Origin of the sequence: Corynebacterium sp. CCM 9203 (genome assembly GCF_041357675.1) — a bacterium.
Classification (GTDB): domain Bacteria; phylum Actinomycetota; class Actinomycetes; order Mycobacteriales; family Mycobacteriaceae; genus Corynebacterium.
The window spans coordinates 473020-500012 of sequence record NZ_JAUERY010000002.1 but is presented as its reverse complement, the minus strand read 5'-3'; the positions used below and the strand labels follow the sequence as shown (position 1 = coordinate 500012).

Below are 26993 nucleotides of genomic sequence, written 5' to 3'. Positions count from 1 at the left end.
GTTTGGTTCTGTAAGGTGCGGTTACGCTCCGGTGAATGCGGGGGCTTTTGCGTTCGCCCGGTTGACGGCGGAGGTGATGGCCTTCAGTGATGCGTAGGTGATGGAGCCCGCGATTCCGACGCCCCAGACACGGGTGCCGTTGACATCGGCGTAGATGTAGGCCGCGGCTTCGGCGTCGTCACCGGCACTGCGGGCGTGCTGGCTGTAGTCCTGCACCTCAACATCAATGCCCAGTGCTTCGAGGGCGTTGGCGTAGGCAGCGACGGGGCCGTTGCCGTGGCCCGTGACCGTCTTCTCCTCACCATTGTGGATGACGTGTGCGGTGATGGAGGCCTGGTCGTTTTCGGTTTCGGCGGCGTCGACGCGCACCGAGACCTGTTCCAGCGGGGTTCGCTGATCCAGGTATTCACCGGCGAAGATGTCCCACATGCTCTTCGAGTTGACTTCGCCGCCTTCGGCGTCGGTGACGGCCTGCACCGCGGCGGAGAACTCCACCTGCATCGGGCGGGGCAGTGCGATGCCGTGGTCGGTCTTCATGATGTAGGCGACGCCGCCCTTGCCGGACTGGCTGTTGACGCGGATCACAGCCTCGTAGGTACGGCCGACGTCACGCGGGTCGATGGGCAGGTACGGCACCTCCCAGACTGATCCGCGCAGTTCCTCGGGAGAGACGTCGGTGTGTGTTGCGCCCGCGCGGACACCGGCGGCCATGGCGTCCAGGCCCTTGTTGATGGCGTCCTGGTGGGAACCCGAGAACGCGGTGAAGACCAGGTCGCCACCGTAGGGGTGCCGCTCGGGCACACGGAGCTGGTTGCAGTACTCCACCGTGCGGCGAATCCGGTCGATGTCCGAGAAGTCGATCTGCGGGTCGACGCCCTGGGTGAACATGTTCAGACCCAGGGTGACCAGGCAAACGTTGCCGGTGCGCTCACCGTTGCCGAACAAGCATCCCTCGATGCGGTCCGCACCGGCCATGTAGCCCAGCTCGGCTGCTGCGACACCCGTACCCCGATCGTTGTGCGGGTGCAGGGAGAGGATAACCGAATCCCGCTTCGCCAGGTTCCGGTGCATCCACTCGATGGAGTCGGCGTAGACGTTCGGGGTGATCATCTCCACTGTGGAGGGCAGGTTCAGGATCACCGGGTTCTCCGGGGTCCCCTCCAGGACATCGACGACGGCGTCGCACACCTCCTTGGCGTAGGCGACCTCGGTGCCGGAGAAGGACTCGGGGGAGTACTCCCACCGCCAGTTGGTGCCCGGGTAGTCGGCGGCCAGGGACTTGACCAGTTCCGCAGCATCCGTCGCCAGCTTCTTGATCTGCTCCTTATCCTTGCGGAACACTACGCGGCGCTGCAGCTTGGAGGTGGAGTTGTAGAAGTGCACGATGACGTTCTTCGCGCCCTCGCACGCCTCGAACGTGCGCCGAATCAGGTGCTCGCGGGCCTGCACCAGTACCTGGATCGTCACGTCATCCGGGATGCGGTTGTTCTCGATGATGTCACGGACGAAATCGAAATCCGTCTGGGATGCGGAGGGAAAACCGACCTCGATCTCTTTGAACCCCATCTCTACGAGCAGTTCGAACATGCGGCGCTTGCGTTCCGGGCTCATCGGGTCAATCAGTGCCTGGTTGCCGTCACGCAGATCCACCGCACACCACTGCGGGGCGCGGGTGATGCGCTGGTCAGGCCAGGTGCGGTCCGGCAGGCTGATCGGCTCCACTTCCTCGTGGAAGGGCTGGTAGCGGTGGATCGGCATATCGGATCCGCGCTGCATGTTCCAGGAGGCCTGATCTTCGGCACGCGGGCCGGAGGGGGTGTTGATGGTTGCGGGAGCTGAGATGAATGCGTCAGAGGGAGCCATGAGAGTTCAATCCTTTGTTGGACCCTTATATGAGGGCCGGTCGGTTGTGGTGGTGAAGTCACGACCGGCGGCAGAACTCTACTCCGCGACGGGGTGCCGGTCGTGTCAGACCTTGTTCCACCCGCCGCGGCGGCTAAGGAGAAGCGCTCGCTGCATGGGGCATACGGTACAACAGAACCTCGATTTTGGGAGAGCAATTCCACTATATGGACATTGCGACATATTCAGAGTGTGGGGGTCCTCGCCGTGCGGTCATCATTTTTCCTGGTCAGGACTTTTTTACGGCATCTAAACGTATTTGCTCACCGCTGTGTTCTGAACATGTCGTCGCCATAAAATCTGTGCACGGGTGTGGTGCGGGGGTGGCGGATGGTTCGTTCGATGAAAGGGAATGGACTGCAATGCCTCAAGGATGCAGACTTGCTAAGGGGATGATTTGGCCAGGGCGGCGGTTGTTATGAAGGCAAATGGAGGTGAGTGGTGGGCGACGAGAAAAAAACCCTGCAGGAACGGATATCCGGGTTTCTTACTGATGCGCCTGAGTGGCTGACCACAGCGTGTGTGACGATTGGGCCTTCGGTTACTTTCTACGTTCTCGGGAACGATGGCCGGACGTGGATGGTCATTCTCGGTGTCTTGTCTCTGTTTGTCGGGTTGGCGCTTATCAGCCTTCGCTCTAAGCAGCAGAAAGACCTGCGCGAGAAGCTCTCCAAGCAGCAGAAGGATCTACGGGAGGAGATGCAGTCGGAGGTTGCGAAGCAGATTGAACAGGACGACAAGGCATTCCGCTGGGCGATGAACGAGCTGTCGGGCGCGATCCTGAAGACTGCGGATGGGATGAGCGATATGAGTGAGGAACCGCTTCGCCTCCAGATGGAATCTGTGCGGAAGATCATCCTGAACATGATTCGCCAGGACCTGGGGCCGACTGACGGGGTCCGTGCCTGTCTGTTCACGGTTAATCCTGATCGGTCATCGTTGTCCGCCTGGCAGGAGGATGGCCGGACCCGCGGAAAACTGTCGGACCGTGTGTTTCGAAGGGGGGATAAGACTTTCGAGGACTCCCTCAAAGGTATCAACAGGTTTGAGAGAGATACTCTTAACACCCGTGTGCATGAAGAGTATGGTAGCGGCTATCAGACTTTCGCCACGTGGCCGTTGCTAATCAGAGGTACCCTCTACGGGATACTCACCATTGATGCGCCCGCTGCTGGTGATATAACCGACCATGATGTGGATATGTTCCGCACCTTCGCTGCGGTGATGTCATTGACGTTCGCCGTGGAGAAGAGTGCCCCCGGTATCCGGGCCGACACAGACGGTGCCGCTTGACGGACGATTGGTGTGTGGCATGGGATAATCGGAGGCAGAGCCTACTTTTTTGAGGAAGTGCACAGTGAACAACAGATCACGACCGACCGATGAGATGCTGCTGAGTAGGATGCGTCTGCTGGAGTGTGATCCGGAGCGGTACTACCGAGAGTTCCCGCGCGTGCCGTTCGGTTTTCAAGAGACTCGGCGTCCGCGAACTCAGGTGCAGGAGCAGCATCCGAAGGTTTGAGCGACTCGGACGATTGAACCCCACCCCGGTATTCCGGGTGGGGTTCAGCCGTCTGGTGTGTTGTTTTATGCGGAGCCGGTTGCTGCCCGGACCCAGTCGATGAACGCGACGTAGGCGTCGATGGCGGCGGAGCCTGTGTCGCGGAGGCCCTCTACGACGACGGGGACGGGAATCGGGATGATGATCATGGTTCTCCTGTGGGGTTCATGCGGTGGGGCGGGGATGCACCGGTTCCTTATAGTCATTGGGGTGGAATCGGTGAGAGGCTCTGTCTGTGCTGATTCTATCGGTTGTTCCGTCTGCATGTGTTAGCTGACTCCGCGGCGGGAGAGCAGGAATGTGGAGACGATCATGGCGAGAAGTGCGAGGGCCATCCATGTCCAGTCGAATCCGCTGACGGAGAATGTCTCTCCGAGGACGGTGTAGCCGAGGGCGAACGCGAAGATGGGTTCAGTGACGGTCATGGCTGGGAGGGACTGTTGGAGTGCTCCCGCGTTGAAGGAGGATTGTTGGACGGCGGTACCCAGGATCGCTCCGCCGAGTAGTGCGTAGGATTCCCAGCTCAGCAGGATTCCGGTGAATCCCTGGTGAACGAAGACGTCGACGAAGGCCTTCGAGAGTACGGCGACGTATCCCATGACTCCACCGGTGACCACGCCGAGGAGGAGGGCTTTCTGTCGCCGGACCCGCGTGTAGGCGAGTCGGTTGATGATGTAGAGCAGCAGACCGCCGACCGCGAGTGCGGGAAGCCAGCGTTCAAGTGGAGGTTCGAGGAGTCCCGGTCGTGGTTTGCCGTGGATGACGAGGACTGCGACGGCGATGGTGAGGACGAGTGACCAGAAGGTTTCCGCTTTGCTGATACGGCGTCCGTCGTAGACCGCGGACATGGGGAACGTGAACATGAGGGAGAGTACGAGGACGGGCTGGACCACGAGAAGAGTCCCGAATGCGAGTGCCGCGATCTGTAGCGCGTAGCCGAGGAGCGCCGCGAAGGTTCCGGCCCACCACAGGGGCCGGGTTATCACCGCGAGGATCGGTGTGTTCCGGAGTGTCGTGCCGTCACCCGGGGCCTCTTCCGCTACCCGGTGGCGGATGACGGTTCCCCAGGCGATGGTCAGGGCGGAGGCGAGGGCGAACAACACTGCGATGACGTTGTTGTGCACCCGTTCCACGCTAGCGGATGCACTTGATGACGCCCATTCGTGTGAGCTCCATACTGTTGTCGGCGGGTTTCCGGGCGGCAGTGGTGTGCCCGTGGAATACAGTGATGGTGCTGCCTAGTACGATGGTGTTGACTATTTTGCAACAGACATGAAAACCGAGAGGTGACGCGGTGGCACTGGTCGTCCAGAAATATGGTGGTTCCTCGCTGGAGAGCGCTGAACGCATCCGACGTGTGGCTGAGCGGATCGTCGCCACGAAGAAGCAGGGAAACGACGTTGTCGTGGTCTGCTCCGCCATGGGTGACACCACTGATGAGTTCCTTGATCTGGCAGCGCAGGTAAACCCGGTTCCGCCGGCGCGTGAAATGGACATGCTGCTCACTGCAGGTGAGCGTATTTCAAATGCGTTGGTGGCTATGGCCATTGAGTCGTTTGGTGCCAAGGCCCAGTCCTTCACTGGTTCCCAGGCGGGTGTGCTCACGACGGAGCGGCACGGCAATGCCCGTATCGTGGATGTCACGCCTGATCGGGTTCGGGAGGCTCTGGATGAGGGTTTCATCTGTTTGGTCGCAGGTTTTCAGGGGGTTAACAAGGACACCCGGGACGTGACTACGCTCGGTCGCGGCGGTTCTGACACCACTGCGGTGGCTCTCGCTGCGGCCCTCAACGCTGATGTCTGTGAGATCTATTCAGACGTTGACGGGGTCTATACGGCTGATCCCCGTATCGTGAAGAATGCCCGCAAACTCGATCATCTGTGTTTTGAGGAGATGCTTGAACTCGCGGCGGTCGGGTCGAAGATCCTGGTGCTGCGCAGTGTTGAGTACGCTCGTGCATTCGGCGTCCCGATCCGGGTACGCTCGTCCTACAGCAACGATCCCGGCACTCTCGTGACCGGTTCAATGGAGGATATTCCCGTGGAAGAAGCAGTTCTCACCGGCGTCGCAACCGATCTTTCCGAAGCTAAGGTCACCGTCCTCGGAATCCCCGATTCGCCAGGCGAAGCAGCCCGAGTATTCCGCGTGCTCGCCGACGCCGAAATCAACATCGACATGGTCTTGCAGAATATCTCGTCTCTGGAGGACAACCGCACCGACATCACATTCACCTGCCCACGATCCGATGGGCCGCGCGCGGTGGAACTGCTGAAGAAGCTGCAGGCGGAGGATGCCTGCGAGAATGTCCTGTACGACGATCAGATCGGCAAAGTCTCCCTCGTCGGTGCGGGAATGAAGTCCCACCCTGGGGTCACTGCCGTATTCTGTGAGGCACTGCGCGACGCGGGCGTCAACCTTGAACTGATCTCGACGTCGGAGATCCGGATCTCGGTGCTTATCCGGGAAACTGACGTGGAGGCTGCTGCCCGTGCACTCCACGATGCTTTCGAACTGGGCGGCGATACCGAAGCTACCGTCTACGCCGGTTCCGGGCGTTAGTTATCTTCACCACTTGACCGGCATTGAGTGCCTTCGGCCGGTTGTTCCCATGTAAAAACAAGGAGTTCTGATTCCATGACCACCCTAGCCGTCGTTGGCGCCACCGGACAGGTTGGCCGCGTCATGCGGGCCATCCTTGAAGAACGTAATTTTCCGTTGGACGGTATTCGTTTCTTCGCGTCCTCCCGTTCCGCGGGCACTGTCCTCCCGTTCCGTGGAAAAGACATCAAGGTGGAGGACCTCGCAGAGGTAACTGAGGAATCGCTGAAGGGCATTGACATCGCGCTGTTCTCGGCCGGGGGGTCGACCTCGAAGAAGTATGCCCCCGTGTTTGCTGCTGCTGGAGCTACGGTCGTGGATAATTCCTCGGCCTGGCGCAAGGATGACGAAGTACCGCTGATCGTCTCTGAGGTGAATCCGGAAGCCCAGGACGGATTGGTTAAGGGCATTATCGCGAACCCCAACTGCACAACCATGGCTGCGATGCCGGTTCTCAAGCCATTGCACGACGCTGCGGGACTCGTTCGCTTGCATGTGTCCTCCTATCAGGCTGTCTCCGGATCGGGTCTAGCCGGCGTGGAGGCGCTCGCGGATCAGACCGCAGCCGTCGGGGCCCGGGCTACCTCCCTGGCGCTGGACCCTGGAGCTGTGGCGCCTGCCGACACCACGCCCTATGTTGCTCCGATCGCGTTCAACGTCGTTCCTCTGGCGGGGAACCTCGTCGAGGATGGCTCGGAGGAAACCGATGAGGAGCAAAAGTTACGCAACGAGTCCCGAAAGATTCTGGGTATCCCGGATCTTAAGGTGGCGGGAACCTGTGTACGGGTACCTGTGTTCACTGGTCACACCCTGACGATTCACGCTGAGTTTGATCGGCCCATAACGCCTGCGGAGGCGACGGACCTGCTCAAGGATGCGCCCGGGGTAACGGTTGTTGATGTACCTACGCCCCTGGCAGCGACGGGTGGTGACGACTCTCTGGTCGGTCGTATACGACAGGATCAGAGCATCGACGGAGACAGGGGACTAGTCCTGGTTGTCTCCGGGGATAATCTTCGTAAGGGCGCGGCATTGAACACGGTTCAGATCGCGGAACTGCTGGTCAAAAAATAATTAGAAATAAGATAAAGCGGCCCCTGCTTCAATTGAAGCAGGGGCCGCTTTAGTATTTTGTTTGCTAACAAATCTAATTCTCAAAAAAAACTGAGGTTACGGTGAAAAATACGGACTTTGATGTAACGGATGAAGGTGTTGGTGAGATCTAAGGGGTAGAACGGTTGAGTCTTGCTGAGACGGTCGAGCTCCTGGCTTGATGCATGGTTTTCCCTGGTAATTTTTAACGTGGTGCAGCCCGCCCGTTCTATTGCTGGGCACTAATTTAGGTCAGCCTACCCCAACTTTTTCTGGACGCTGTCCGGGAGGAGCAAATTTAGTGTTTTCTTGTTTTCTGTCAAGATGGATGGTAGGTTGGAGTGGAAAGAGGACTGAGTTGGACGCAGGATCAGACTAACTACATGCATGTGTCGTGAATGAATGGCACCAAACCAATTACCTTATGGGTACGTTTTCTTTCCGTGAGGATCGAAGCTGCCTGAGTGAAACCGTACCGTCATATTAAGTCGACGGACATGTCGAAAGGCACCAGAACTTTGAGTGAACTACTGAACCGCAACTTTTTTGCGGGTGGCGTCGCCGTCACGATAAAACACGTACTGGCCCTGATTTCGGTTGTGGCATTGCTGGTTGCCGTCATTTCAATCCAGGTATCCGACCATGCCTTCGCGGAGGAAACGGACAATAAGCTTGTCGGCGATACTCCTGTAGTCACTGATACCAATGAGGGCTTTCCATCCCTAACCCTCGAAGGGACCTCACAGTCGCCGGAGGCGGACAAGTCCGAAGAGGGGAATGTGCCCTCTCGGGCGGGAAATGCTGAACAGGTTACGGAACCTAACCGTTTATCCGTTCCGCTCCCCGTCGAATACGAGGAAGCATTGGCTAATTGGCCGGCGGATGAAGCTGATGAGTTTCGACGTTATTACCGTGACCACCCAAACGAGCTTGAACTCATCGATGTAGCCCGGTTGCGTCGTGATGAGGCTAGTCCGATACAAGATCATAATTTTAGGTTATCGCGACGCAGCCAAAATCCCGGGGCAGATCCTTCGAAAGAATGTGGATTGAACGTCGCTATCGTCATAGATGTTTCATCGAGTGTGAACGAAGGTGATCCGAATGGCATAAATAAAATAAAGAAAGCTACAAAAGGTGCTATCGATCAGCTTTCGGGCAATGGAACGAAGCTAGGTCTATACAACTTTGCAAATAATGCGAACATGATTCCCGAAGCTCAGTTCGGGCCAAAAATTCTCACGCCTGATAATGCGACTCAGGCGAAAAAGGCCGTAGACAATCTGCGAACCAATAGTACTTTTAATGAGACTAATTGGGAAGATGCCTTAAAGCAGGTTCGGGGAAAAGGCTATGATTCAGTTATTTTTATCACTGATGGTGTAACCAATAAGCCCGGTAATGCAGCAGGCGGAGCACAGTCTAATACTTATTCCCTGTTGAAGGCACAAGAACAAGCTGATGCACTCGCCGACGAGGGTGCCAACGTTATCCCAATTTTTATTGGAGAAAATAAAAGGAAGCCTGTATGGGTTCCGGGTTGTAAAAGCGGTAACAGCCAAGGAACATGTAATACGCTTAACTGGCAAGCAAAAGAAGGTTTTTACTTCTTGGCTCCTGAGAACCGTCCGCGTGGTGTCGACTATGAGAATGTTGCTGAAAACGGCGGCACTGTTCCCAGCTCGGAAGTGACATGTCACGATATACGGACGTTCACATACAACAAGGATGGGATTAACCTCGGAACTGTTTATGCACAAAAAGGATGCTATAGGGGAACGAATAATTTTGTCTACACTATTGCCCGGGCTACGCCTGAAATGATGGCAGGCAGCTTGTCACAAGATGGTCGTGCAGACGTTCTCGATAACTTTGATCAACTAACGCAAGAGCTCAAAGAAAAAACTGCCGGTTGTGCGTCCGTGGCACCAGACGTTCAGTTTAGAAAGCTTATTCGAGCAGGTTTTGACGGTTCCCAATCGGCTGATGCCAACACGAAAGAGGGAGCATTAGACCTTGGCAATGACAATAACTATGGTTCTTTCAATGTTGAATTTGAGGTAACCAATGTCGGAAATAGCCCAGTTACTTATCTCGAACTGACAGATCGTCAACTTGAAGTAGAGAACAGTCAAGCTCCGGAATCGCTCCGAGGACTACGCTGCGGTGATCACAAAATCGTCCTGAGCGAAAATGACACTAAAGCGACCGTAACCTTAACTAACCCGCTTACCAATGGAAATTCTTTGACCTGTACGATCCAGCGGGATATAGCGGAATCAAACTTCCATAACCCCGAAAATCCAATTGCGGTGGATAAGTATTACGGAAATGAAGCAACTCTTGTTGCGAAAGTTGATCGCAATGCAAAAGACGCCACAACGAAAAAGGATCAAGCATGGGCAAAAGCACAAGCTAATCTAACATTGTTTAAATCCTACATCGGCGGTGTCCCCAGGACTGTGACCGGGGAAATTGGTCAGCAGATTCGGGCAAATTATAATATTGTCCTAACTAATGATGGATATGTGGATGGGACATTCCCCTCCCTTATTGATACGCCGATGCCTGCCGCTTCCGGCCCTAATAGGGAACGCCCTTCACTGAAAATTATAGGAGTCAAAGCCTATAATCGGGACATCACGAATGTAGGTAGCTTAACGGCCCAAAATGAATTAATCGCCGGTGATGGTGTCGCGACTCTTAGTGAGGAAAGACCGGGTACTTGGAAACTCGATTCATCTCAAATGGAGATTCTTAAAGCGCGGCATAAGGGCAACTTCAGACTAGAAGTTACTTATGAAGTCACGGAGATTCTAAGTGGCGATGACGAGGATAACTACAGGTGCGAAGCTGTCCGAGGCGAAAGAAATCGTGGTCGTGGTCTTTATAATTCCATTGACATAGTTCAGTCAGATGGTGTTCCTAACGTCAAAGGCTCAACGCGTAATGTTTGTTATTCACTGTTGAAGGCGGACGTGGGTGTAACAAAAAAAATCAACGATCAGGGAGAGAAAGTAAACCCTAACGACGATTACCAAAAGCAAAAAGCCAATAAAACTATTAATTTGGAGCCAGGCGAGACAGAGTTCAATGTGTCTTACGTTATCCAAAATAATAGTAAAACAGGCCCCAAGAATGTTGCGTCAAATAATGGCGACTTCCCTTCTTCAGACTTGGTTTCGGTGAAGCTTGTGGATACTGCGCTCGATGAAAGTGGTAACCCTACGTTGAGCAAGGTTCCCGTAAAAGGCTTGAGCTGTAATGGTCAGGAGTCCGGCAACTATAATCCGGAAACCGGAGTTTATACCTTTAATCCAGCAATTCCGGCCGGCTCTGAAGTGACTTGTACCGGAAAAGTTATTGTCGCCGAGCTCAGCGCGAATGACATTCATGATGGTGTTCATGGGGACGAAATCAAAGTCACTCCTACCTATAGGGTCCAAAGAGACCAGAACGTACCTGATTCCGATGGCACGACCACAGATACTGCTGAAGGACCTGCGGTGACTGACAAGGCGTGGGTCGGGTTCCCTGCCCCAGCTACTTTCTCACTGAGTAAAACTCCTTTAGAGCTGTCCCGGGTGGTCGATGGTTCAGATAATCAGCAGATTCCCGCACGTTATTCCGTCAGTGTCCGAAACGAATCAAAAGTCTCGGGGACACCGGGATCGATTATCGAGAATCCCACTCCACTCGCTGGATTCCGTGTGGTCAGCATCAAGGCAACAAACTCCGGTGGAAGTACGAAGCTTTTGAATACTGACGAGCCCGTAAAGTTAGAAAAAGTAACAACTGCTGACAATGATAGCCTATATAAATTGGACGCCCGCCATTTTAATAAGCTATCGGGTAACGATGATCGATGGGGTTCCGAATCTTCGATAAATATTGAAGTACTCTACGAAGTCGAAGACCCTAGCGTGATCCAAGCAGATTCGACGGAATTGGAGTGCTCTGACCCTAATCGGCCCGGTATGGGTCTCCATAACGAGGTCTATTTTGAAGAAGATGAAGAAAACTCCGACGATGCTTGTATAAGTCTGATGGTGCCCAAAGTTGAGGTCGAAAAAAGGATCAATGGTGAAAGGGCTGTAAATAAGGACGAAGCAGCATTCATCTTCCCGGGGCAGGCGAACGTGCCGATTTCCTATACTGTGATAAACAGGGGGAAAGTGGAAATAACCGGTTTCTCCATCAGCGATCGGATTTTCAAAAACGGACAGGTTAGCGATTCTTTTCTTGAGATTCGCAACTTGAACTGTGAAGATAAGAGTGAGAATATTTACTATCAGAATTCTTCGGCGAGGATTATTCTGAAAGAACCCATGCAGCAGGGTGAATCTATTACCTGTAGCTGGGCGCAAGACAATGGTGAATATTTTGGGTATGACGACAACGGATACCACGCTAACCGAGCGAAAGTATCGGCGGAGTTTCAACAGAGTAATCAACAGGAATCTTCCACCCCGATTACCGATGAAGATGATGCCTGGGCCTATAAGGTTCCGGAAAATCAAGGTTCACTCCCCGATGCGGGGGGCTGGGGTGTCGCTCCATATTGGATCACTACACTTCTTCTGTTCGCCGGAGCACTACTGATTAACCGGCGGCAAAGAAAGGTTTAAAAACATGAACAAATACGGAAATTCAATACGGCAAAGAGCGGGACCCGCTCTGCGTCGAAAAACGTCAGACATCGGACTGGAAGATATGCGGTTCGGTTCTACGTTCACGGATTTCAAGCTTCAATCAAGTACATCCAGCCTTCGGGCAACCTCGCAAGAGGATTAGAAAGGTTCACACATGAGTACCAACACGCGCACTAAGCGCTTTGCCACCCACGCCACGATCGTCGCTTTGGCGTTCGCCACAGCCTCCATCGGTGCCCCCTCCACTTTTGCTGCTCAGAATGCTGGGGATGATGAGTCCAATACTCCGCAGGTTGCAAGTATCAACTCGAATGCCGACGTCTCGCTGACGATCAATAAGCGACTCAACGCTGATCGTTTCAACGAGCCGACCGGTAACGTGGACAACGATGTTGATGGTGATCAGCTCCAGGGCGTCAAGTACCGGGTTCAGAAAATCAACGCAGATATCACTACTGCAGAAGGCTTCAAGAAGGCGGCGGATATGACCCCCGCCGAGGCTGCGGATGCGGTCGGAGAATTCTCGGTAGAGAAGACGACGGATCAAGAGGGAAGTATCGTATTCTCAAATGACGATCTCAATGGTGTCGGTGCATACCTTGTCACCGAGACCGAGGCTCCTGAGGGAGTGGTGAAAGCCGATCCGTTCATCGTCTTCTTGCCGATGACGAATCCGGCGAATCTCAGTGAGTGGAACTACAATGTGGTTGCCTACCCCAAGAACACTCAGAACAAAAAGGTGACCAAGAAGATCATCGACGGCGAAGAGGCAAACGCCGGAGATATGGTCAAGTTTGAAATCAGCACGGAGCGCCCCTCCTTCAACCCCGACAAGTCGTATCTTTCGTACTTCAGCGTCGTGGACGAGCTTCCGGCAGTCTTCAAGTACGATGTTGATGGCGCGAATCAGGCGGTAGTCAAAATCGGCGAGACGCCTCTTGAAAAGGGAACCGACTACAATATCTTGGTGGAGCAAACCGAAGGCGGCCTTCAGAAAGTTTCGGTCGTTTTCACTAACGGTGGCCTGATTAAGCTCAAGAACGCAGGCGCGAAGAGCAAGGTATCTGTTGAACTTCCCGTCGAGGTCTTGAGCAACAAAGAGAGCGGAAGTACCGACGGTAAGGGCGATAACACCGGTACGGTAATTTTCAAAATCAACAAAAAGTCCACGCCCGGTGGTTCGGTGGATACCGACGATCCCGAGAACCCTGAAAATAATCCGGGAGATACCCCGGATGAGCCGGAAAACCCCAACGTAGTCCCCAGTGATCCGGTTACGTCGCGTTGGGCGGATATCCAGATCAACAAGGTGTCCGACGGGAACAAAGAGAAGCTCCAAGGGGCTGTATTCGAACTCTTCCGTTGTACGGATAAGAATACCTTCACTTCGGATAAGCTGACCGTTAATGGTCAGAACTCCTGGACTACGGCCGGCGAAGAGGGTACTGTCACCATCAGCTCCGTGAGGGTACCGGATGCGGGCGAGTACAAGTACTGCCTCAAGGAGATCACGGCCCCGTCCGGATATGAACTGTTGGTCGAGCCCGTGGTTGTGGATGTCACTACAGTCGCGGAAAATGCAAATACCGTCGAGAAAGAGGTAACCAACATCAAGTCGACTTCGTCGAAGCTGCCTGAGACTGGTGGAGTTGGCGTCGGTCTTCTGATGGCATTGGGTGCTTCGATTCTTGGTGCTGGTGCATTCGCTGCAAAGCGTGCATCCCGTAAAACCCAGTAATTGGGTGATCTGAGCCTTGACCACTCTACCTGAGAGATCAAGGTCCCCTAAATCGGTCAAATAAGTCCGATTTTGGGGAGCACCAGCGGGGAGTGCCTCTTCCCCGCCCCTTTTCGCAAGATTTTTACCGCTACGGAGTAGATAATGGTCCATGATGTACTAACCGAGGTTCCTTCCGGGGCTTTGCGGAACGAAAAAAAATACAGTGTAAGGGCCATAATTCTTCCGGCACTTTTGATTTTCGTTGGTATAGCTGTTCTTATCTACCCAGTAGTCTCAACACAATGGAATAATTACCGCCAGGCAGAAGTCGCCGAGCGCTACGCCGAGGTCATTCAGCAGGAAGATCCCGTTTTCCTGAGTGAGCAAGTCGAACGGGCTCGGCAGTATAATTCGGACCATATCGGCGCGCCTATATTGGATCCCTGGTTAAGTAGGGTCAGTAAAGATAATATTGCTTATCAGGAGTATCTGGGCCAACTAAATAACAACTACGCAATGGCGCAGATTATTATACCAAAAGCCGAAGTTAACCTCCCTATTTATCACGGTTCAGATGAACATACTTTGCAAAAGGGTATCGGCCATCTATTCGGCACGGCATTGCCGGTTGGTGGAATAGGTACACACGCAGTTCTTACAGGGCATACCGGCCTAACGAACGCAACCCTCTTTGATAATCTTCCACGACTAAGAGAGGGGGATGCGTTTTACATCAATACGTTCGGTGAAAAAATGAAGTACCAAGTTGATCAGATTAAAGTCGTGCTCCCGGAGGAATCCGATGATCTTCGTGCTATTCCCGACCGTGATCTCGTCACTCTGATAACCTGTACACCTTACGGTATTAACTCTCACCGCCTCTTGGTGCGTGGAACTCGTGTACCCCTTGACCCTGCCGAAGAAGAAGCCGCTTTTAAAGAAACGGGCGGAGTGGTCTGGCAGTGGTGGATGATTGCGGCAATCGCAGCGGCCTTACTGGCTCTCATCTTCCTGGTTTGGTGGCTTTTCCGAGCACTTGCTGGTTCAAAAAAACGCTCTCGCGGACGCCATGCCGCGCCGAATAACGATATACAGAATCGGTGATACCTGTGAAAAGTAGAATTTCAATAAAGAAGACGCTGGGCGCTATGATTATTGCTTCTGCGCTGAGTGTAAATTTGGTTCCTCTTGCCGGAGCGGCGGTAGTGACTGGAAATGTTGGTAATCTCACGGCGGAATCTATACAGGTTGGACGGACCGTCAAGCTTACCCTGCATAAAGAACCAGCTAACCCCTATGATGATATCCCGCCAGGGGAATTGCCGCCCGGAGATGTTCGCGGAGCAACCTTTACGTTAGAACGTCTTGGTGGTTACGATCTAAGCGATCCGGAAGTTTGGAAATCCTTTAATGAGCTCAACATTTCGGATACAAAAAACTCGGAGGTTTTAGATACTTTCAACGCAGTAACCAACAGTGAAGGTAACGCTGTCTTCCAGGAATTGCCGATGGGCCTCTACCGCGTCTCTGAGACTCCACCTGACGAACCTGCTAAAAACTTTAGAATCTCAGCACCGTTTTTGATATCTCTGCCAGTTGGTGATGAAACCGGAAGCTCATGGGCTTATGACGTTTCTGTAACGCCGAAAATTAAACCACGGGACGAGGTGCCTGGTTCGTCGGGCGGATCGGGCGGTGTGATCCCGGTACCTATTCCAATTCCTGTTCCTGGAAAGACCCCTGGTTCTAGTGAAGTGCCCCACGGTCCCGGCATGGATACGACTCCTAAGCCACGGCTACCTGAAATGCAGGAAGAACAACAAACTTCGACGAAGGGTATTCTGGAATACCTGCCGAACACCGGTGCTAATGTCATTGGACTGTATGTGATAGGTCTGGTGTTGACTGCGCTTGGATTTGTTATTCTTAGACGCAGAAAGCGGTCAGGACATTAGGCTTTTCGTAGTTGAAGCTCGGCCCGTTCCCGCGACCAAATCGTGGGTAACGGGCCATTTTCTTATTCCGTTGGTTGGGGATAGTGAAAATGAGCATTAATTCAAGTTTAAGTTTTATAGTCTCGTCTATATGTGGCGCTATATCGATTGCTTCGACGGGCGGTGGAATTTAATTGACGGATTGAGGTCAATGGGGTCTTTTTTCATTTTGAGCGATAATAAAATTAGGGATCAGGGTTAGTTTTAAAAATAATTAGATAAGGTTAAATTCATTTTGATCCCTTTGTCTTTGGCTGGTTGTTAACTTGCTCGACATTGTTGCTTGGTCCGGTTTTTTTGGTGATTTCTGCCCTGGCTCGAGCTACTCTTGATCGAATTGTCCCGGTTCGTACATTTGCAATCTTTGCGGCCTCCTTGTAGCTATAGCCTAAAATTTGTGTCAAGATAAGCGCTTCCCGCTGGTCATTGGTTAATGTATCGAGGACGATTCGTATGTCGACCCACTCCGCCCACGAATCCGATGTAGCCGACGATGCTGCTGCATCCTCATACTCCACCACCGATTTCCGTGGGCGTGCCATGTCGTGGCGAATATTGTCCACCCAGACTCTGCGTGCCAGTGACAGTATCCATGTCCGGGCTGATGATCGTGCGGCGAACCGTGGGAGAGCGCTCATCACGCGGAGGTACGTTTCCTGGGTCAGATCATCCGCGATATCACGGTCGCCGAGATGTGCCAATAGGCGCCATACATCGCCCTGCGTGGCGGCGACGAACTCTGCGAGGGCGTCACGGTCGCCCCGTCCAGCTTTGAGGGCCAGTGCGGTGACGCGCGCATCAACCTGTGCCCGCTCGCTCTCACCAGGTGACTTCACCTCAAGAAATATACCAGCGTGACCGGGGGTCCGGGGTTGCGAGATGGTTTGTTCCTGCGCCTTTTGGGTAGGGGGTGGGCAGTGTATCCGTCGAAAGTTGGTATTTTTCTGCGCCGCTGGCATCCCATGATTGAATGGCATAGACTTTGAGTCACCGGCAACCGATAAGTAAAACTTAGGGTTGCTTCACCTTTACCTCACCCAGCCCGTTCGAGGAGATTCACCTGCATGACCAATCAGAATAAAACCCCCCGCACTCCGAGCGTCGACGATATCGTCGCCGCCGGCCAGTGCCCTGTTGCCCACGGTTCCACCACCAGCCTTGCCGGAGCTCCGGTTCCGAGCGAGAACCACTCGGTCACCCAGGGGCAGCAGGGAAGCGTCGACCTGCGCGACTTCCACCTCATCGAGAAGCTCGCCCACTTCAACCGTGAGCGTGTCCCGGAGCGCGTCGTCCATGCCAAGGGATCCGGTGCGTTCGGTGAACTGACCGTCACCGAGGACGTATCTAAGTACACCTGCGCCGCACTGTTCCAGCCGGGCACCGTCACCCCGATGCTCGCGCGTTTTTCCACCGTTGCCGGTGAGCAGGGTTCCGCTGACACGTTGCGTGACGTGCGCGGTTTCTCCCTGAAGTTCTACACCACTGAGGGTAACTACGATCTCGTCGGTAACAACACCCCGATCTTCTTCATCCGTGACGGCATCAAGTTCCCGGATTTCATCCATTCGCAGAAGCGTATGCCCGGCACTGGTCTCCAGGACTGGAACATGCGGTGGGATTTCTGGTCCCGTACCCCCGAGTCCTCCCACCAGGTGACCTACCTCCTCGGTGATCGCGGTATCCCGAAGAGCTTCCGGCACATGGACGGATTTGGCTCACACACCTACCAGTGGGTCAATGAAGCGGGCGAGCGTTTCTGGGTCAAGTACCATTTCAAGACCCGTCAGGGCTGGGAGACCCTCACTGACGCGGAGGCCGCTGAGGTCGTGGCAGCGAATCCCGACGCTGACCGCCAGGACCTCTACGAGGCCATCGAGCGCGGCGACTTCCCCACCTGGGATGTCAAGGTGCAGATCATGCCCGTCGACGAGGCAGAAGGCTACCGCTACAACCCCTTTGACCTGACGAAGACCTGGTCGCAGAAGGATTACCCGCTGATCCACGTCGGTCACTTCACCCTGAACCGTAACCCGCGTAACTTCTTCGCGCAGGTTGAGCAGGCTACCTTCGCTCCGTCGAACCTGGTGCGCGGCATCGGTTTCTCTCCGGACAAGATGCTCATCGCCCGTGGTTTCGCTTACGCTGACGCCCACCGCTACCGCGTCGGGGCGAACAGTGAGCAGCTTCCGGTCAACCGCCCGGTCTGCCCGGTCAACAGCTACTCGCAGGATGGCTCGATGACCTACCAGTTCTCCGCCCCGGAGCAGCCGGTCTACACTCCGAACCAGACTCAGCGTGAGGGTGGTTATCTGGATGACGGTCAGACCTCTGGTTCCGGTGTTACCGTCGGTATCGCCGGTGACCTGGGTCTGTGGGACACCCATGGCACGGACTTCACTCGTGGTGCCTACGTGCAGCACGCCGAGGACGGTGACTTCGTCCAGGCCGGAATCCTTGTCCGTGAGGTTCTGGATGATGCGGCCCGTGAGCGTCTCGCCGGAAACATCGCGCGCACCATGGATGGCCTGACCAGTGAGGTCGAGAAGAACGTCTACCAGTACTGGACCAACGTTGACGAGTGGTTGGGGAACCGCGTCCGTGAGCTCCGCTCCGACGCTGCCAAGTAGTTAGTTTCACACCACCCAAAGCCCCACGGACACTGTTCGTGGGGCTTTGTCGTGTCCTTCGGAGAATAAGAGCTTCACATGTGGGAATGTGGACGCGTCATCTAGTGTTGAATGGAATATGCCCACGCAGAAGAACAATCCCAGAAAGTCCATCTATATTGCAGTGGTCGCTGCGATCCTGATCATCGTTATCGGTGTCGTACTCGCGCTCACGCAGCCGTGGCGGGCCTTCACCTCATCCACCGTCGACGAAGCTTTCCCTTCGGTAGCCCCCGTATCTGACTCTGGTAAAGAGCCGCCGACACACAATCCCGAAGCCACCGTAGGCAGTGATGAAACCGTAGCTCCTGTGGCGCCCATCGAAATCAAGGGAGGACAGTTCATCTCTCTCGACCATGACACCTCCGGTACCGCATTCATCGCTGAGCTACCTGACGGTTCTCGCGTCCTTAGATTGGAGAACCTCGCCAGCCTCGACGGTCCGGACCTGAAGGTCGTACTCACATCTCAGACCGGAAACTACGCTGACCTCGACGCCTCCAGCTACACCAGTCTCGGTGCGCTCAAGGCGACCCACGGCAACCAGAACTACACCATCCCGCAGGATGTTGATCTTGCCGACGTCAACAGTGTGGTCATCTGGTGCGAACGCTTCACCTCCCCCTTCGGTGCAGCAGAACTCACCGCCTCCTGATTCTGCCCCCAACACGTGAACTCCCCCACCAGACACGGCCGGTGGGGGAGTTCACGTCGTTTTAGCGTGTGGAGGTGGTGTTCCCGTCCGTGACGTCCGTGGAAGCCGGAGGGCTGCCGCTGCACACGGAGTCGACGGTGATCACGTCGGGTTTCTCGAACGCGTAGATGGACCGGCCGAGATAGTAGGTGGAAATGTTGGAGATGACGAGGAGTGCGGTGATGGCGATGCACGCACGGACGAGATCAGCGGCGCTGAACCCGGCAGTGGAAAAATCATGGAGCAGATGTGCGGCGAGGATCAGTGGGATCGCCACACCGATCGTCGGTCCCAGCAGATTCGCCCGGGACAACGCATCCGGTGATCGCCAGAGGGCAGCCGCGGTCACCAACGTCATGGAGGCGGCGAACAACAGGGTCAGACTGATAATGATCTCTATAACGGTCACTAGCGGCGTCCCTTCGACAGAATCCGGGCAAGGGAGATGGTGGTCAACAGTCCGAGCAAGCCTGCGAGCAGTGGAATCTCGTAGGAAATCGATGTCGGATTGACAAATGTCCACGTCACGAACGCGGCGATCATGGTGTAGAAGACCTTGTCCGCGAGGACGATCCGTGTGGTGTCCTCACGATGCTTCAGCAGCAGCACCAGGCTCGCCAGCAGAGCCAGCGTCATCATCACGATGGATACCGCGACGACGATGGTCAGAGCGCTCATCACTTCCCCTCTCCGGTACCCTGTCCAGGCGCACCATGATCAATCCCTCGGACGGAGGGAACCATGCGTTCCTCCATGTCAGCCAGACCCTTGAACACCTCCATGGCATCGGCCCCGTACACGGCCTGCACGAGAAGAATCTCCGGGCCGTTCTCATCCCCACCGTCGAGCCCCGCCGGACGCAGACCCAGTGCCAGAGTGCCGGGCGTCATCGTGATGCAGGTCGAGAACGCGGCGATCTGCCAGTCCTTGGTCACCCGCAGCGGATAAGCCACCACGATCGGGTGCATCAATGAGTGGCGGCGCACCACGTCACGGGCGACGGTGAACGCGCCAGCGAACACCTGGCCGATGAGCCAGACACCGAATCGGATCACATGGAACATCAGTGGCTCTCCTCTGCCGTATCAGCCCCAAGAACGGGCGAGTCCTCCGGGACAACACCGATGGCGGAAGGTACATCGCCGAGTACAGCGTGCTGGTAGCCATCGACATCGAGAAGCCCCTCTGCCGCAGTGGTCGTCACCGAAGTCAAGACCCCGGCACCAACGAACATCGCCACACTCAGAACAGCGAGCGCCGCACCCGGGGCGAGTTTGGATCCGGACACCAGAAGCGTGGCGGGGAAATCCTTCTCCTTCATGTCCTTGCCCCAGAACACACTGCGCCACAGGCGGAGCATGGACAACAGTGCACCGAAACTCGCCAGCAGAATAGCGGCGATGACGAGCCACGCCTGGACATCCCCGGCGCGGGCGACAGCCAGAGTGACATACAGTTTGCCCCACACACCTGAAAACGGTGGGAAACCGATGACGGAGAATGCGCCCATCACGAACACCGCGGATACGAGCGGTTCACGACGCATCAGACCCGACAACCGGGTCAGCATGCCCGTGCCGTAGGTCTCCTCCACGGCTCCGACCGTGAGAACGAGGGAACCGACCGTCACCATGTGGTGCAGAGCGTAGAGGATGCCGGCGGCGAGTGCCCGAACCGGATCGAGCGCCGCAAACGCCAGTACAACCAGGATAAACGGCATGCCGTTGACCATCTGGTAGGCGATGACCCGGCGCATGGTGTGCTCGGCGAGGCCCGCGAAACCACCCACCAGCATTGAGACGACGCAGACGATGGCGATCAGCCACGACCAGCGGGCATCAAGGTCGAAGACGACCGTGTAGATCCGGAATAGCGCATACACCGCAACCTTCGTGTGCAGCCCCGAGAACAGTCCCATCACCGATGGTGAGGTACCCGGATAGGTTCGGGGTAGCCAGGTATGCACGGGGAAGACACCGGCCTTCACGCACAGCGCGATCACCACGACGCCCATCGCCACGGTGAGTGGACCGTTTCCCGCGGCAGCCCCCGCGAGTGCAGCCATGTTCACCGTACCGGCGACCCCGTACACCAGGGCGACACCGATGAGCAGAACCGTCGAGGTGGTCAGGTTGACCAGTACGAACATCCGACCACCGGCGAGCCGGGACCAGGTTCCCGTCATGGCGATCAGGCCGTAGGAGGGAAGCAGCATGACCTCGATGAACACAAAGAGGTTGAACAGGTCGGCGGTGAGCAGAGCACCATTGACACCCGCTGTGAGCATCAGGGCGAGGGCCGGGTAGAACCGGGCGCGTGTCTCACCGGCAACCAGAGCGAACAGATTGGAAGCAAGGGCGACCACGCAGGTGGTCAGAATCATCACTGCCGAGAATGGGTCGGCGGCGAAGGGAATTGCTATACCACCCGCATAGAGACCGACCGAGTGCGCGACCGTGCCTTGCGCCTCCGTGTGCCCGAACAACCATCCACCGGCGATGACCCCCGCACCGGGGACCGCCACCATCATGGAATCACGGACGACCCGCCACGGCGTGATCACAGCGAGAGCGGTAGCCACCAATGGGACAGCGACGAAAAGGGGGAGAACCCAGGAAAGATCAGTGTTCACGGTTTACTTCTCCTCCTTGGCCAGCCGGTCGGCGACACGGGCCGCACGGTGGGAACCGGGGCGAACTGGTGCGGCCGTCCGGCCACGGGTCTCCAGCGGTGACTCCTCATCAGGATCTTCCGCGGAACGGGTGTCATCCGAGCGTCCCAGCGCGGCCAGTGCGAGCATGAACGCGGTGGTCGCCATGGTGATGACGATGGCGGTCAACACGAATGCCTGCGGCAGCGGATCCGCCGCCTCATCAAGGGGGGTGCGTCCACCGAACGGCTCACCACGCCAGGCGTTGACGCCGGTGGCGAGGATGATGAGATTCGCGGCATGGCTCACGAGGCCCATGCCGAACACGATGCGCACCATACCCCGCTGCATGATCAGGTAGACGCCGCCGCCGAGCAGGAACGCGATGGTCAGTGCGAGAATCACTGTTTGTCTCCCTTCTGCTCGTCGGTGGTCCCGGAGGATCGGTGGTCCCGGTCGGTGCCGTGTTCTGCACCGACCGGGATGGTTTTCGACCCGCTCGACCTCCGTGGTTGTTGTGGGGCGTCGAGCCGTGATTCGGGACTGACATCGGGGGTCGTGGACAGGGGATGATCGCCGCCTCTATGGAACGGCAGAAGTTTCTTGTCGGCACCGGGGCGCAGGTATCCGCCGAGCGCGTTGATCGCGAGGGTGAGCATACCCAGCACCGCCAGGAACACGCCGACATCGAAGATCATCGATGTACTCACATGCTCCGGGCCTATGTGGCCGTGCAGGGGATAGAGGAATGACCCCTCGAAGAACCCGAGGAAACCGGAGCCGACGGCGGTGAGAATCCCGATACCGGTCAACAGATATGGGGTGTTCGGGCGAACAACAGGCTTGTCGGTGCCGTAGGCCAGATAAACGACCATGATCGCCCCTCCTGCCACCAGTGCGGCAATGAAGCCTCCTCCGGGGGAATTGTGTCCGCGCATGAAAATGAGGAACGAGAGGACACCGAGAACCGGGAGGAGATACTTCCGCACCTGCTCCAAAGGGACAACGTTGCGTGCTGGTGCGGCGAGGAACAACGGTTGGGTTCCATGCTGGAAAGGGTGCCTGGGTATAGAGCCGACGACTGCGGCGATGACGACGCCCGCCATGCCCAGCACCGCCAACTCGCCCAGGGTATCGAAAGCACGGAACTCGACGAGGATCGTGTTGACGATGTTGTCGCCCCCGGTGATCCCCGGTCCTTCATTCAGGTAGTACAGGCCAATATCCGACCGGGGATGCCTGCCGAGCAACCCCATCACGGCGGCGAACGCCGCAGTACCGGTAGCGACCCCGAGCACCGCAGCCGAGGTGCGGCGCTTCCCTGACGTGGCATGGAACTCCTCCGGCTGCTGCCGGATGACCATCATGACGATGACGACGATGAGCGTCTCAACGAGGAACTGCGTTAGCGCAACGTCCGGGGCGCCGAGCACCAGAACCTGCAGTGTCACACCAACACCGGTGGTGCCGAGGAGCACCGCGCCGGAGAGGCGGGTGCGTGCACGGGTAAGACCAAACACCGACACCACCACGATGAGCAGAGGAAGTAGGTCGATGGGGCGATCAATGCCGTCGATCCGCGGCGCGGGAGTAACCCCGTCGATACCCGGCGTGGCCAGTACCACCGTGGCGAAACCAAGGAGCACTAGCAGTGGGAACAGTAGATGCCGGGCAGGGGAGTACGAATCCGCCATGCTGCCCGCAGTTCTTCCCCAGCGACCGCACAGCTCCACGACACGGCGCAGCACGATGTTTCCGGTGAACGGCAACAGGGAACGACCGTCGAAAGCCGGGAGAATCCGTTTCCGTGCAACTACCCCGAGGACGCCGACAACCATGACTGCTACGGAGATTCCCAGCGGAACGGTCAAGCCGTGCCAGAGTCCGAGGTGCAGATGTGGTTCAGCGGTGATCGACCCGACGACGGCGTCCAACGGTGCGTCCAGAGAGGCCACGACGAACGCCAACGGGAGGGACACCAACCCGGGCAGAGCCGCAGGGAGCCACAACTGGGCCGGAGCCTCGTGGACCGAAGACATGTCGCGGGGGCCGTCGACGAAAGCACCCAGTACGAGCCGGGCAGAGTATGTGAATGTGAACACCGCACCCACCCCAGCCGCCCCGAGAAGTAGCCACACACCGGCGGCATCCAGGGGTGCCTCAGTGAACGCCTCCAGCATGCTCTCCTTGGAGATGAATCCCATCATCGGCGGCACCGCAGCCATGGATAGTGAACCGACGAGTACACCGGTGAACGTGAACGGCATCTTGTTCCACAGCGGGCCGAGACGACGCACGTCACGTGATCCGGCCTCGTGGTCCACCACGCCGATGAGCATGAACAAGGACGACTTGAACAGCGCGTGAGTCAGAGTGTGCAGTACTGCAGCAGCCAGTGCGAAGGGGGTGCCGATACCGATCGTGGCGACGATCCACCCCAGATGGGACACCGTTGAATAGGCCGTCAGTCGCTTCAGATCCGTTTTCTGGATGGCGAAGAGGGACGCCATCACGGCGGTGAACATACCGACGGTGATGAGCAGGAGGTTCCACACATGGTTGTCGTGCATCACGGTGGAGAACCGCAGCAGCAGGTAGATACCGGCCTTGACCACCGCCGCAGCGTGCAGGAACGCCGACACCGGAGTCGCTGCCGCCATTGCCTCCGGGAGCCAGAAATGGAAGGGGAACTGCGCGGACTTCGTGAATGCGGACACCGCGATCAGAACGCCCACCGTAGTACCCAACCGTGGATTCTCCGACCAGAATCCGGACGCGAGGATGAGGGAGAGATCCGTGGTGCCCGCCTGCGTCGCCGCTATGGTCAACGCCGCGAGCAACGTCAGGCCACCGGTGAACGTGAGGATCAGGGTACGCACCGAACCGGCCTCCCCGGCCGAGCCTGCCCGGGCGATGAGCAGGAAGGAACCGATGGACACCAGCTCCCAGGCGATGAACAGCAGGATCACGTCGTCCGAGAGTACGAGCAGCAGAACCGCAAGCATGAACGCCGACATGATGACGTAGAAACTGCCATTGGACTGCTTGTTGTGCAGATAGGACGCCGAATAAATGAAGACGACCGCGCCGATCACGAGAGCCAGGAGTGCGAAGAAGACACTCAGTGCATCCCCCCGTAACGCGAAGGTCGCGTGCTGGCCCGTGGCGATGAAATCACGCGCCCAGATGTGCCGGTAGGTGATCACCTCCCCGTCCATGAGCTGGGGGATATGCCGTGCCAGGAGTCCTGCGGCGAAGAGGAATACCGCCGCCAGTGGCCATCCGGCGCGGCGATCGAACACGCGGACAGCGAAGGGGGCGAGCCCGAGAACGGCCGCCGCCAACGCGAGGACGATGAACAGCGTCACTTGGGCATCACACCTGCGTTTCTGGATGAGAGTCGTGAGGAGATTCGTGTCATGCTGGAGTCAGACATACCCTTGTAGACGATACCAGCCGGTCAGCACCGTCGGAGAGCCTGGTCGGAGGTCACGGGAATGCTGTCAGCCGTGGTCGTCGGGGAAGGTCATGCGCCGGGCAGAAACCCGAACGGACAACTGTCCGGTGCGCCGTGACATCCGGGCACCTGCGTTGACGATAGATTTCAAGGTATGAGACGAACCGGAATGACCGTCACCCGTGCCCTGCTGAGCCTGCTACTGCTCCTGCCGGTGGCTGCCGGAGCTGTGTACAGCACGGTAACGGATACGGATCTGACCACAGCGGGCAGCCCCAGACCCGATGACGGGAGGGAGAGTAACGGAACAGGGGTGGCAGTTTCTTCAGCCACGGGGAGCGCCGATCTTGTCGCAGTGCGCCGCGCGGCCGGTGAAGCGGATACACAGGCGGGTTTTCTCGTCACCGGTACGAGAGAGCTCACTGTCGGCGCGGGGGAACTCGCAGACGGAAGCAAACGACTCTCGGAGGGGGCCGCGAAAGCGGCTGAAGGGGCGCAGCAGCTCACCGACGGACTGGTCAAACTGCAGGCGGGTACCGGGCAGCTCGGGGTCGGTGCCACACAGGTCGCCGACGGAGTCGCCCGCGCCGTCGAACAGATAGAAGCGATGCCCCTTGCCCGAGATCAGCTCCTCGGAGTCCTCGATGAACTGGATGCCACCCTCGCCACATCGAAACACCCGGAATCGCCGCGACTGCGGATGGAACTGGTCAAGCTCCGGGTTGAGGTGGTCAATTTCCGCGTCGATCCGCAGATGCTCGGCCAGTTGAATGAACTGCGGAGTGGTTCTCGTCAGGTGGCTGAACAGCTCTCCACTCCGGGGCAGCCGTTTCACGACGGTGTCTACAGTGCGGTTACAGGTTCCCGGTCACTGAGTGATGGCCTCCACGAACTCGATGAAGGGAGCCGTGCTCTACAGAGCGGCGCCGACGAACTCCGGGCGGGTGCCGAACGCATCCGTACCATGGCGGAGGCGAACGAAAACAAGGTCAATGCGATCCATGCTGGACTGACATCCGGACGCACCGGTAGCCCCGGTAACTCCCCGACGGACGTCGGAAACAGCATTGACACAGGCATGAACCCGATGAACGCATTGTTCACCGCAATACTCGTGTGGCTTGCGGCGACCTGCCTGTGGCTGGTCGGCAAACCGGTGTCCCGGCGGGTGGGGAACAGTTCTGGTACCACCAGTGGAACAGCGTTCCGCGTGGTATTCAGCGCGCCGGTCACCGCGATTCTCGGTGTCGCTGTGACTGGCGCAGCCTTTGTGGCCACTGCGGCGCGCCCCTCAGACAGTGTTTTACTCGGTGCGGTGCTGCTCGTCGTCACTCTCACTGCGGTGGCGGGATCCATTCTCGGGCGGGCGCTGATGACTCTACTGGGGCCGATGACCGGCCGGATCGTCCTCATCACCGGGTTGGCGGCCCAGGTGGGCGTCCTCGGGCATGTCTGGTCGAACACCGTGAACGGTGCGGAGGTGTCGACCTTCTGGCGGGTGCTCACTGCTCTGACTCCGTCCGGATATCCGGCAGCCGCACTGAGCGAACTCGGTTCCGGGGCCGCAGGACCCGTGCTGTGGGTGACTGTCGCTGTACTCGGTGCCCTCGTGGTCTTCGGGGCTGTCATCATCGCGAGAATCGGCCCCGTCGCGGACACGGCCCCCGAATCTGCCCCGGGGTCGGGGGTGCCGGAGGGATGCGCTGGGCTGGTCCCCTCCGAAGAGCAGGCCACCTCGTTCGGTACCACAGGTGGCTGATCGCCGTGCCAAGGCATGCACCGGATACGGTGGCGGGTGTAGCCGGGGAAAGAAAAACCTGTGGGCGGCGAACTGTTCAAGTTCGCCGCCCACAGGTGATGGTCGGGATAACAGGATTTGAACCTGCGACCTCCTCGTCCCGAACGAGGCACGCTACCAAGCTGCGCCATATCCCGGTGTGTAGAAACTATCTGCTACCCGGAACACTTTATCCTACGGTCGCGTTCCGGGCAAAACCGCAGATGGA

At 57.1% G+C, this 26993-nt stretch carries 20 protein-coding genes and 1 tRNA gene; 10 read left to right on the top strand and 11 right to left on the bottom strand.

Annotated features, from left to right (window positions below; all coding sequences use genetic code 11):
• Positions 1-21: 21 nt before the first annotated feature.
• On the bottom strand, positions 22-1863 hold the full coding sequence (gene leuA, locus QWU44_RS05605; protein WP_370914701.1) for a 2-isopropylmalate synthase: 1842 nt from the start codon (positions 1861-1863) through the stop codon (positions 22-24).
• 480 nt (positions 1864-2343) lie between these two features.
• Between leuA and QWU44_RS05600 the strand changes: the two genes are divergently transcribed.
• Positions 2344-3195: a GAF domain-containing protein gene (locus tag QWU44_RS05600; RefSeq protein ID WP_370914700.1), complete on the top strand. Its 852-nt coding sequence runs from the start codon at positions 2344-2346 to the stop codon at positions 3193-3195.
• Between the two features lie 294 nt (positions 3196-3489).
• Here the strand turns inward: QWU44_RS05600 and QWU44_RS05595 are convergent, their stop codons facing one another.
• Entirely contained in the window at positions 3490-3612 is a 123-nt protein-coding gene (locus tag QWU44_RS05595; RefSeq protein ID WP_370914699.1) for a hypothetical protein, read from the bottom strand.
• Between the two features lie 120 nt (positions 3613-3732).
• Complete coding sequence (locus QWU44_RS05590) at positions 3733-4587, bottom strand: DMT family transporter (RefSeq protein WP_370914698.1); 855 nt, start codon at positions 4585-4587, stop codon at positions 3733-3735.
• A gap of 170 nt (positions 4588-4757) precedes the next feature.
• On the opposite strand from QWU44_RS05590, the gene QWU44_RS05585 reads away from it, so the two are divergent.
• From QWU44_RS05585 to QWU44_RS05560, 6 genes are all read left to right on the top strand, one after another.
• Positions 4758-6023, top strand: a complete 1266-nt coding sequence (locus QWU44_RS05585) for an aspartate kinase (RefSeq protein ID WP_370914697.1) — start codon at positions 4758-4760, stop codon at positions 6021-6023.
• A 75-nt stretch (positions 6024-6098) separates the two neighbouring features.
• Positions 6099-7136, top strand: coding sequence for an aspartate-semialdehyde dehydrogenase (locus tag QWU44_RS05580; RefSeq protein WP_370914696.1), 1038 nt, complete (start codon positions 6099-6101; stop codon positions 7134-7136).
• A gap of 515 nt (positions 7137-7651) precedes the next feature.
• The gene (locus tag QWU44_RS05575; RefSeq protein WP_370914695.1) at positions 7652-11782 is read left to right on the top strand and encodes a vWA domain-containing protein; all 4131 of its coding nucleotides are present in this window, start codon (positions 7652-7654) and stop codon (positions 11780-11782) included.
• Between the two features lie 178 nt (positions 11783-11960).
• Complete coding sequence (locus QWU44_RS05570) at positions 11961-13544, top strand: SpaH/EbpB family LPXTG-anchored major pilin (protein ID WP_370914694.1); 1584 nt, start codon at positions 11961-11963, stop codon at positions 13542-13544.
• 144 nt (positions 13545-13688) lie between these two features.
• Positions 13689-14630: a class C sortase gene (locus QWU44_RS05565; protein ID WP_370914693.1), complete on the top strand. Its 942-nt coding sequence runs from the start codon at positions 13689-13691 to the stop codon at positions 14628-14630.
• Positions 14631-14674: 44 nt separating this feature from the next.
• The gene (locus QWU44_RS05560; protein ID WP_370914692.1) at positions 14675-15481 is read left to right on the top strand and encodes a pilin N-terminal domain-containing protein; all 807 of its coding nucleotides are present in this window, start codon (positions 14675-14677) and stop codon (positions 15479-15481) included.
• A 269-nt stretch (positions 15482-15750) separates the two neighbouring features.
• Here QWU44_RS05560 and QWU44_RS05555 read toward each other — a convergent pair whose 3' ends face one another.
• A complete protein-coding gene (locus tag QWU44_RS05555; protein WP_370914691.1) occupies positions 15751-16356 on the bottom strand; it encodes an RNA polymerase sigma factor in 606 nt (201 codons plus the stop codon).
• Between the two features lie 228 nt (positions 16357-16584).
• Here QWU44_RS05555 and QWU44_RS05550 point away from each other — a divergent pair, with 228 nt between their 5' ends.
• Both QWU44_RS05550 and QWU44_RS05545 read left to right on the top strand, forming a co-directional pair.
• The gene (locus QWU44_RS05550) at positions 16585-18147 is read left to right on the top strand and encodes a catalase (RefSeq protein WP_370914690.1); all 1563 of its coding nucleotides are present in this window, start codon (positions 16585-16587) and stop codon (positions 18145-18147) included.
• A 118-nt stretch (positions 18148-18265) separates the two neighbouring features.
• On the top strand, positions 18266-18841 hold the full coding sequence (locus QWU44_RS05545) for a DM13 domain-containing protein (RefSeq protein ID WP_370914689.1): 576 nt from the start codon (positions 18266-18268) through the stop codon (positions 18839-18841).
• Positions 18842-18902: 61 nt separating this feature from the next.
• Here QWU44_RS05545 and QWU44_RS05540 read toward each other — a convergent pair whose 3' ends face one another.
• From QWU44_RS05540 to QWU44_RS05515, 6 genes are read right to left on the bottom strand one after another with little or no spacing between them, the layout of a single operon-like run.
• On the bottom strand, positions 18903-19289 hold the full coding sequence (locus tag QWU44_RS05540; RefSeq protein ID WP_370914688.1) for a Na+/H+ antiporter subunit G: 387 nt from the start codon (positions 19287-19289) through the stop codon (positions 18903-18905).
• On the bottom strand, positions 19289-19558 hold the full coding sequence (locus QWU44_RS05535) for a cation:proton antiporter (protein WP_370914687.1): 270 nt from the start codon (positions 19556-19558) through the stop codon (positions 19289-19291). Before QWU44_RS05535 ends, QWU44_RS05540 begins: the two co-directional genes overlap by 1 nt.
• Positions 19558-19944, bottom strand: coding sequence for a monovalent cation/H+ antiporter subunit E (locus QWU44_RS05530; RefSeq protein ID WP_370914686.1), 387 nt, complete (start codon positions 19942-19944; stop codon positions 19558-19560). Before QWU44_RS05530 ends, QWU44_RS05535 begins: the two co-directional genes overlap by 1 nt.
• Positions 19944-21512 carry a monovalent cation/H+ antiporter subunit D family protein gene (locus QWU44_RS05525; protein WP_370914685.1) on the bottom strand — a complete coding sequence of 523 codons (1569 nt, stop codon included), beginning with the start codon at positions 21510-21512 and terminating at the stop codon, positions 19944-19946. Before QWU44_RS05525 ends, QWU44_RS05530 begins: the two co-directional genes overlap by 1 nt.
• 3 nt (positions 21513-21515) lie before the next feature.
• The gene (locus QWU44_RS05520; protein WP_370914684.1) at positions 21516-21935 is read right to left on the bottom strand and encodes a cation:proton antiporter subunit C; all 420 of its coding nucleotides are present in this window, start codon (positions 21933-21935) and stop codon (positions 21516-21518) included.
• Positions 21932-24898: a DUF4040 family protein gene (locus QWU44_RS05515; RefSeq protein ID WP_370914683.1), complete on the bottom strand. Its 2967-nt coding sequence runs from the start codon at positions 24896-24898 to the stop codon at positions 21932-21934. Before QWU44_RS05515 ends, QWU44_RS05520 begins: the two co-directional genes overlap by 4 nt.
• 243 nt (positions 24899-25141) lie before the next feature.
• On the opposite strand from QWU44_RS05515, the gene QWU44_RS05510 reads away from it, so the two are divergent.
• Positions 25142-26746, top strand: a complete 1605-nt coding sequence (locus tag QWU44_RS05510; protein ID WP_370914682.1) for a hypothetical protein — start codon at positions 25142-25144, stop codon at positions 26744-26746.
• A 99-nt stretch (positions 26747-26845) separates the two neighbouring features.
• Here QWU44_RS05510 and QWU44_RS05505 read toward each other — a convergent pair.
• Positions 26846-26922 (bottom strand) — tRNA-Pro (locus QWU44_RS05505).
• Between the last annotated feature and the right edge of the window lie 71 nt (positions 26923-26993).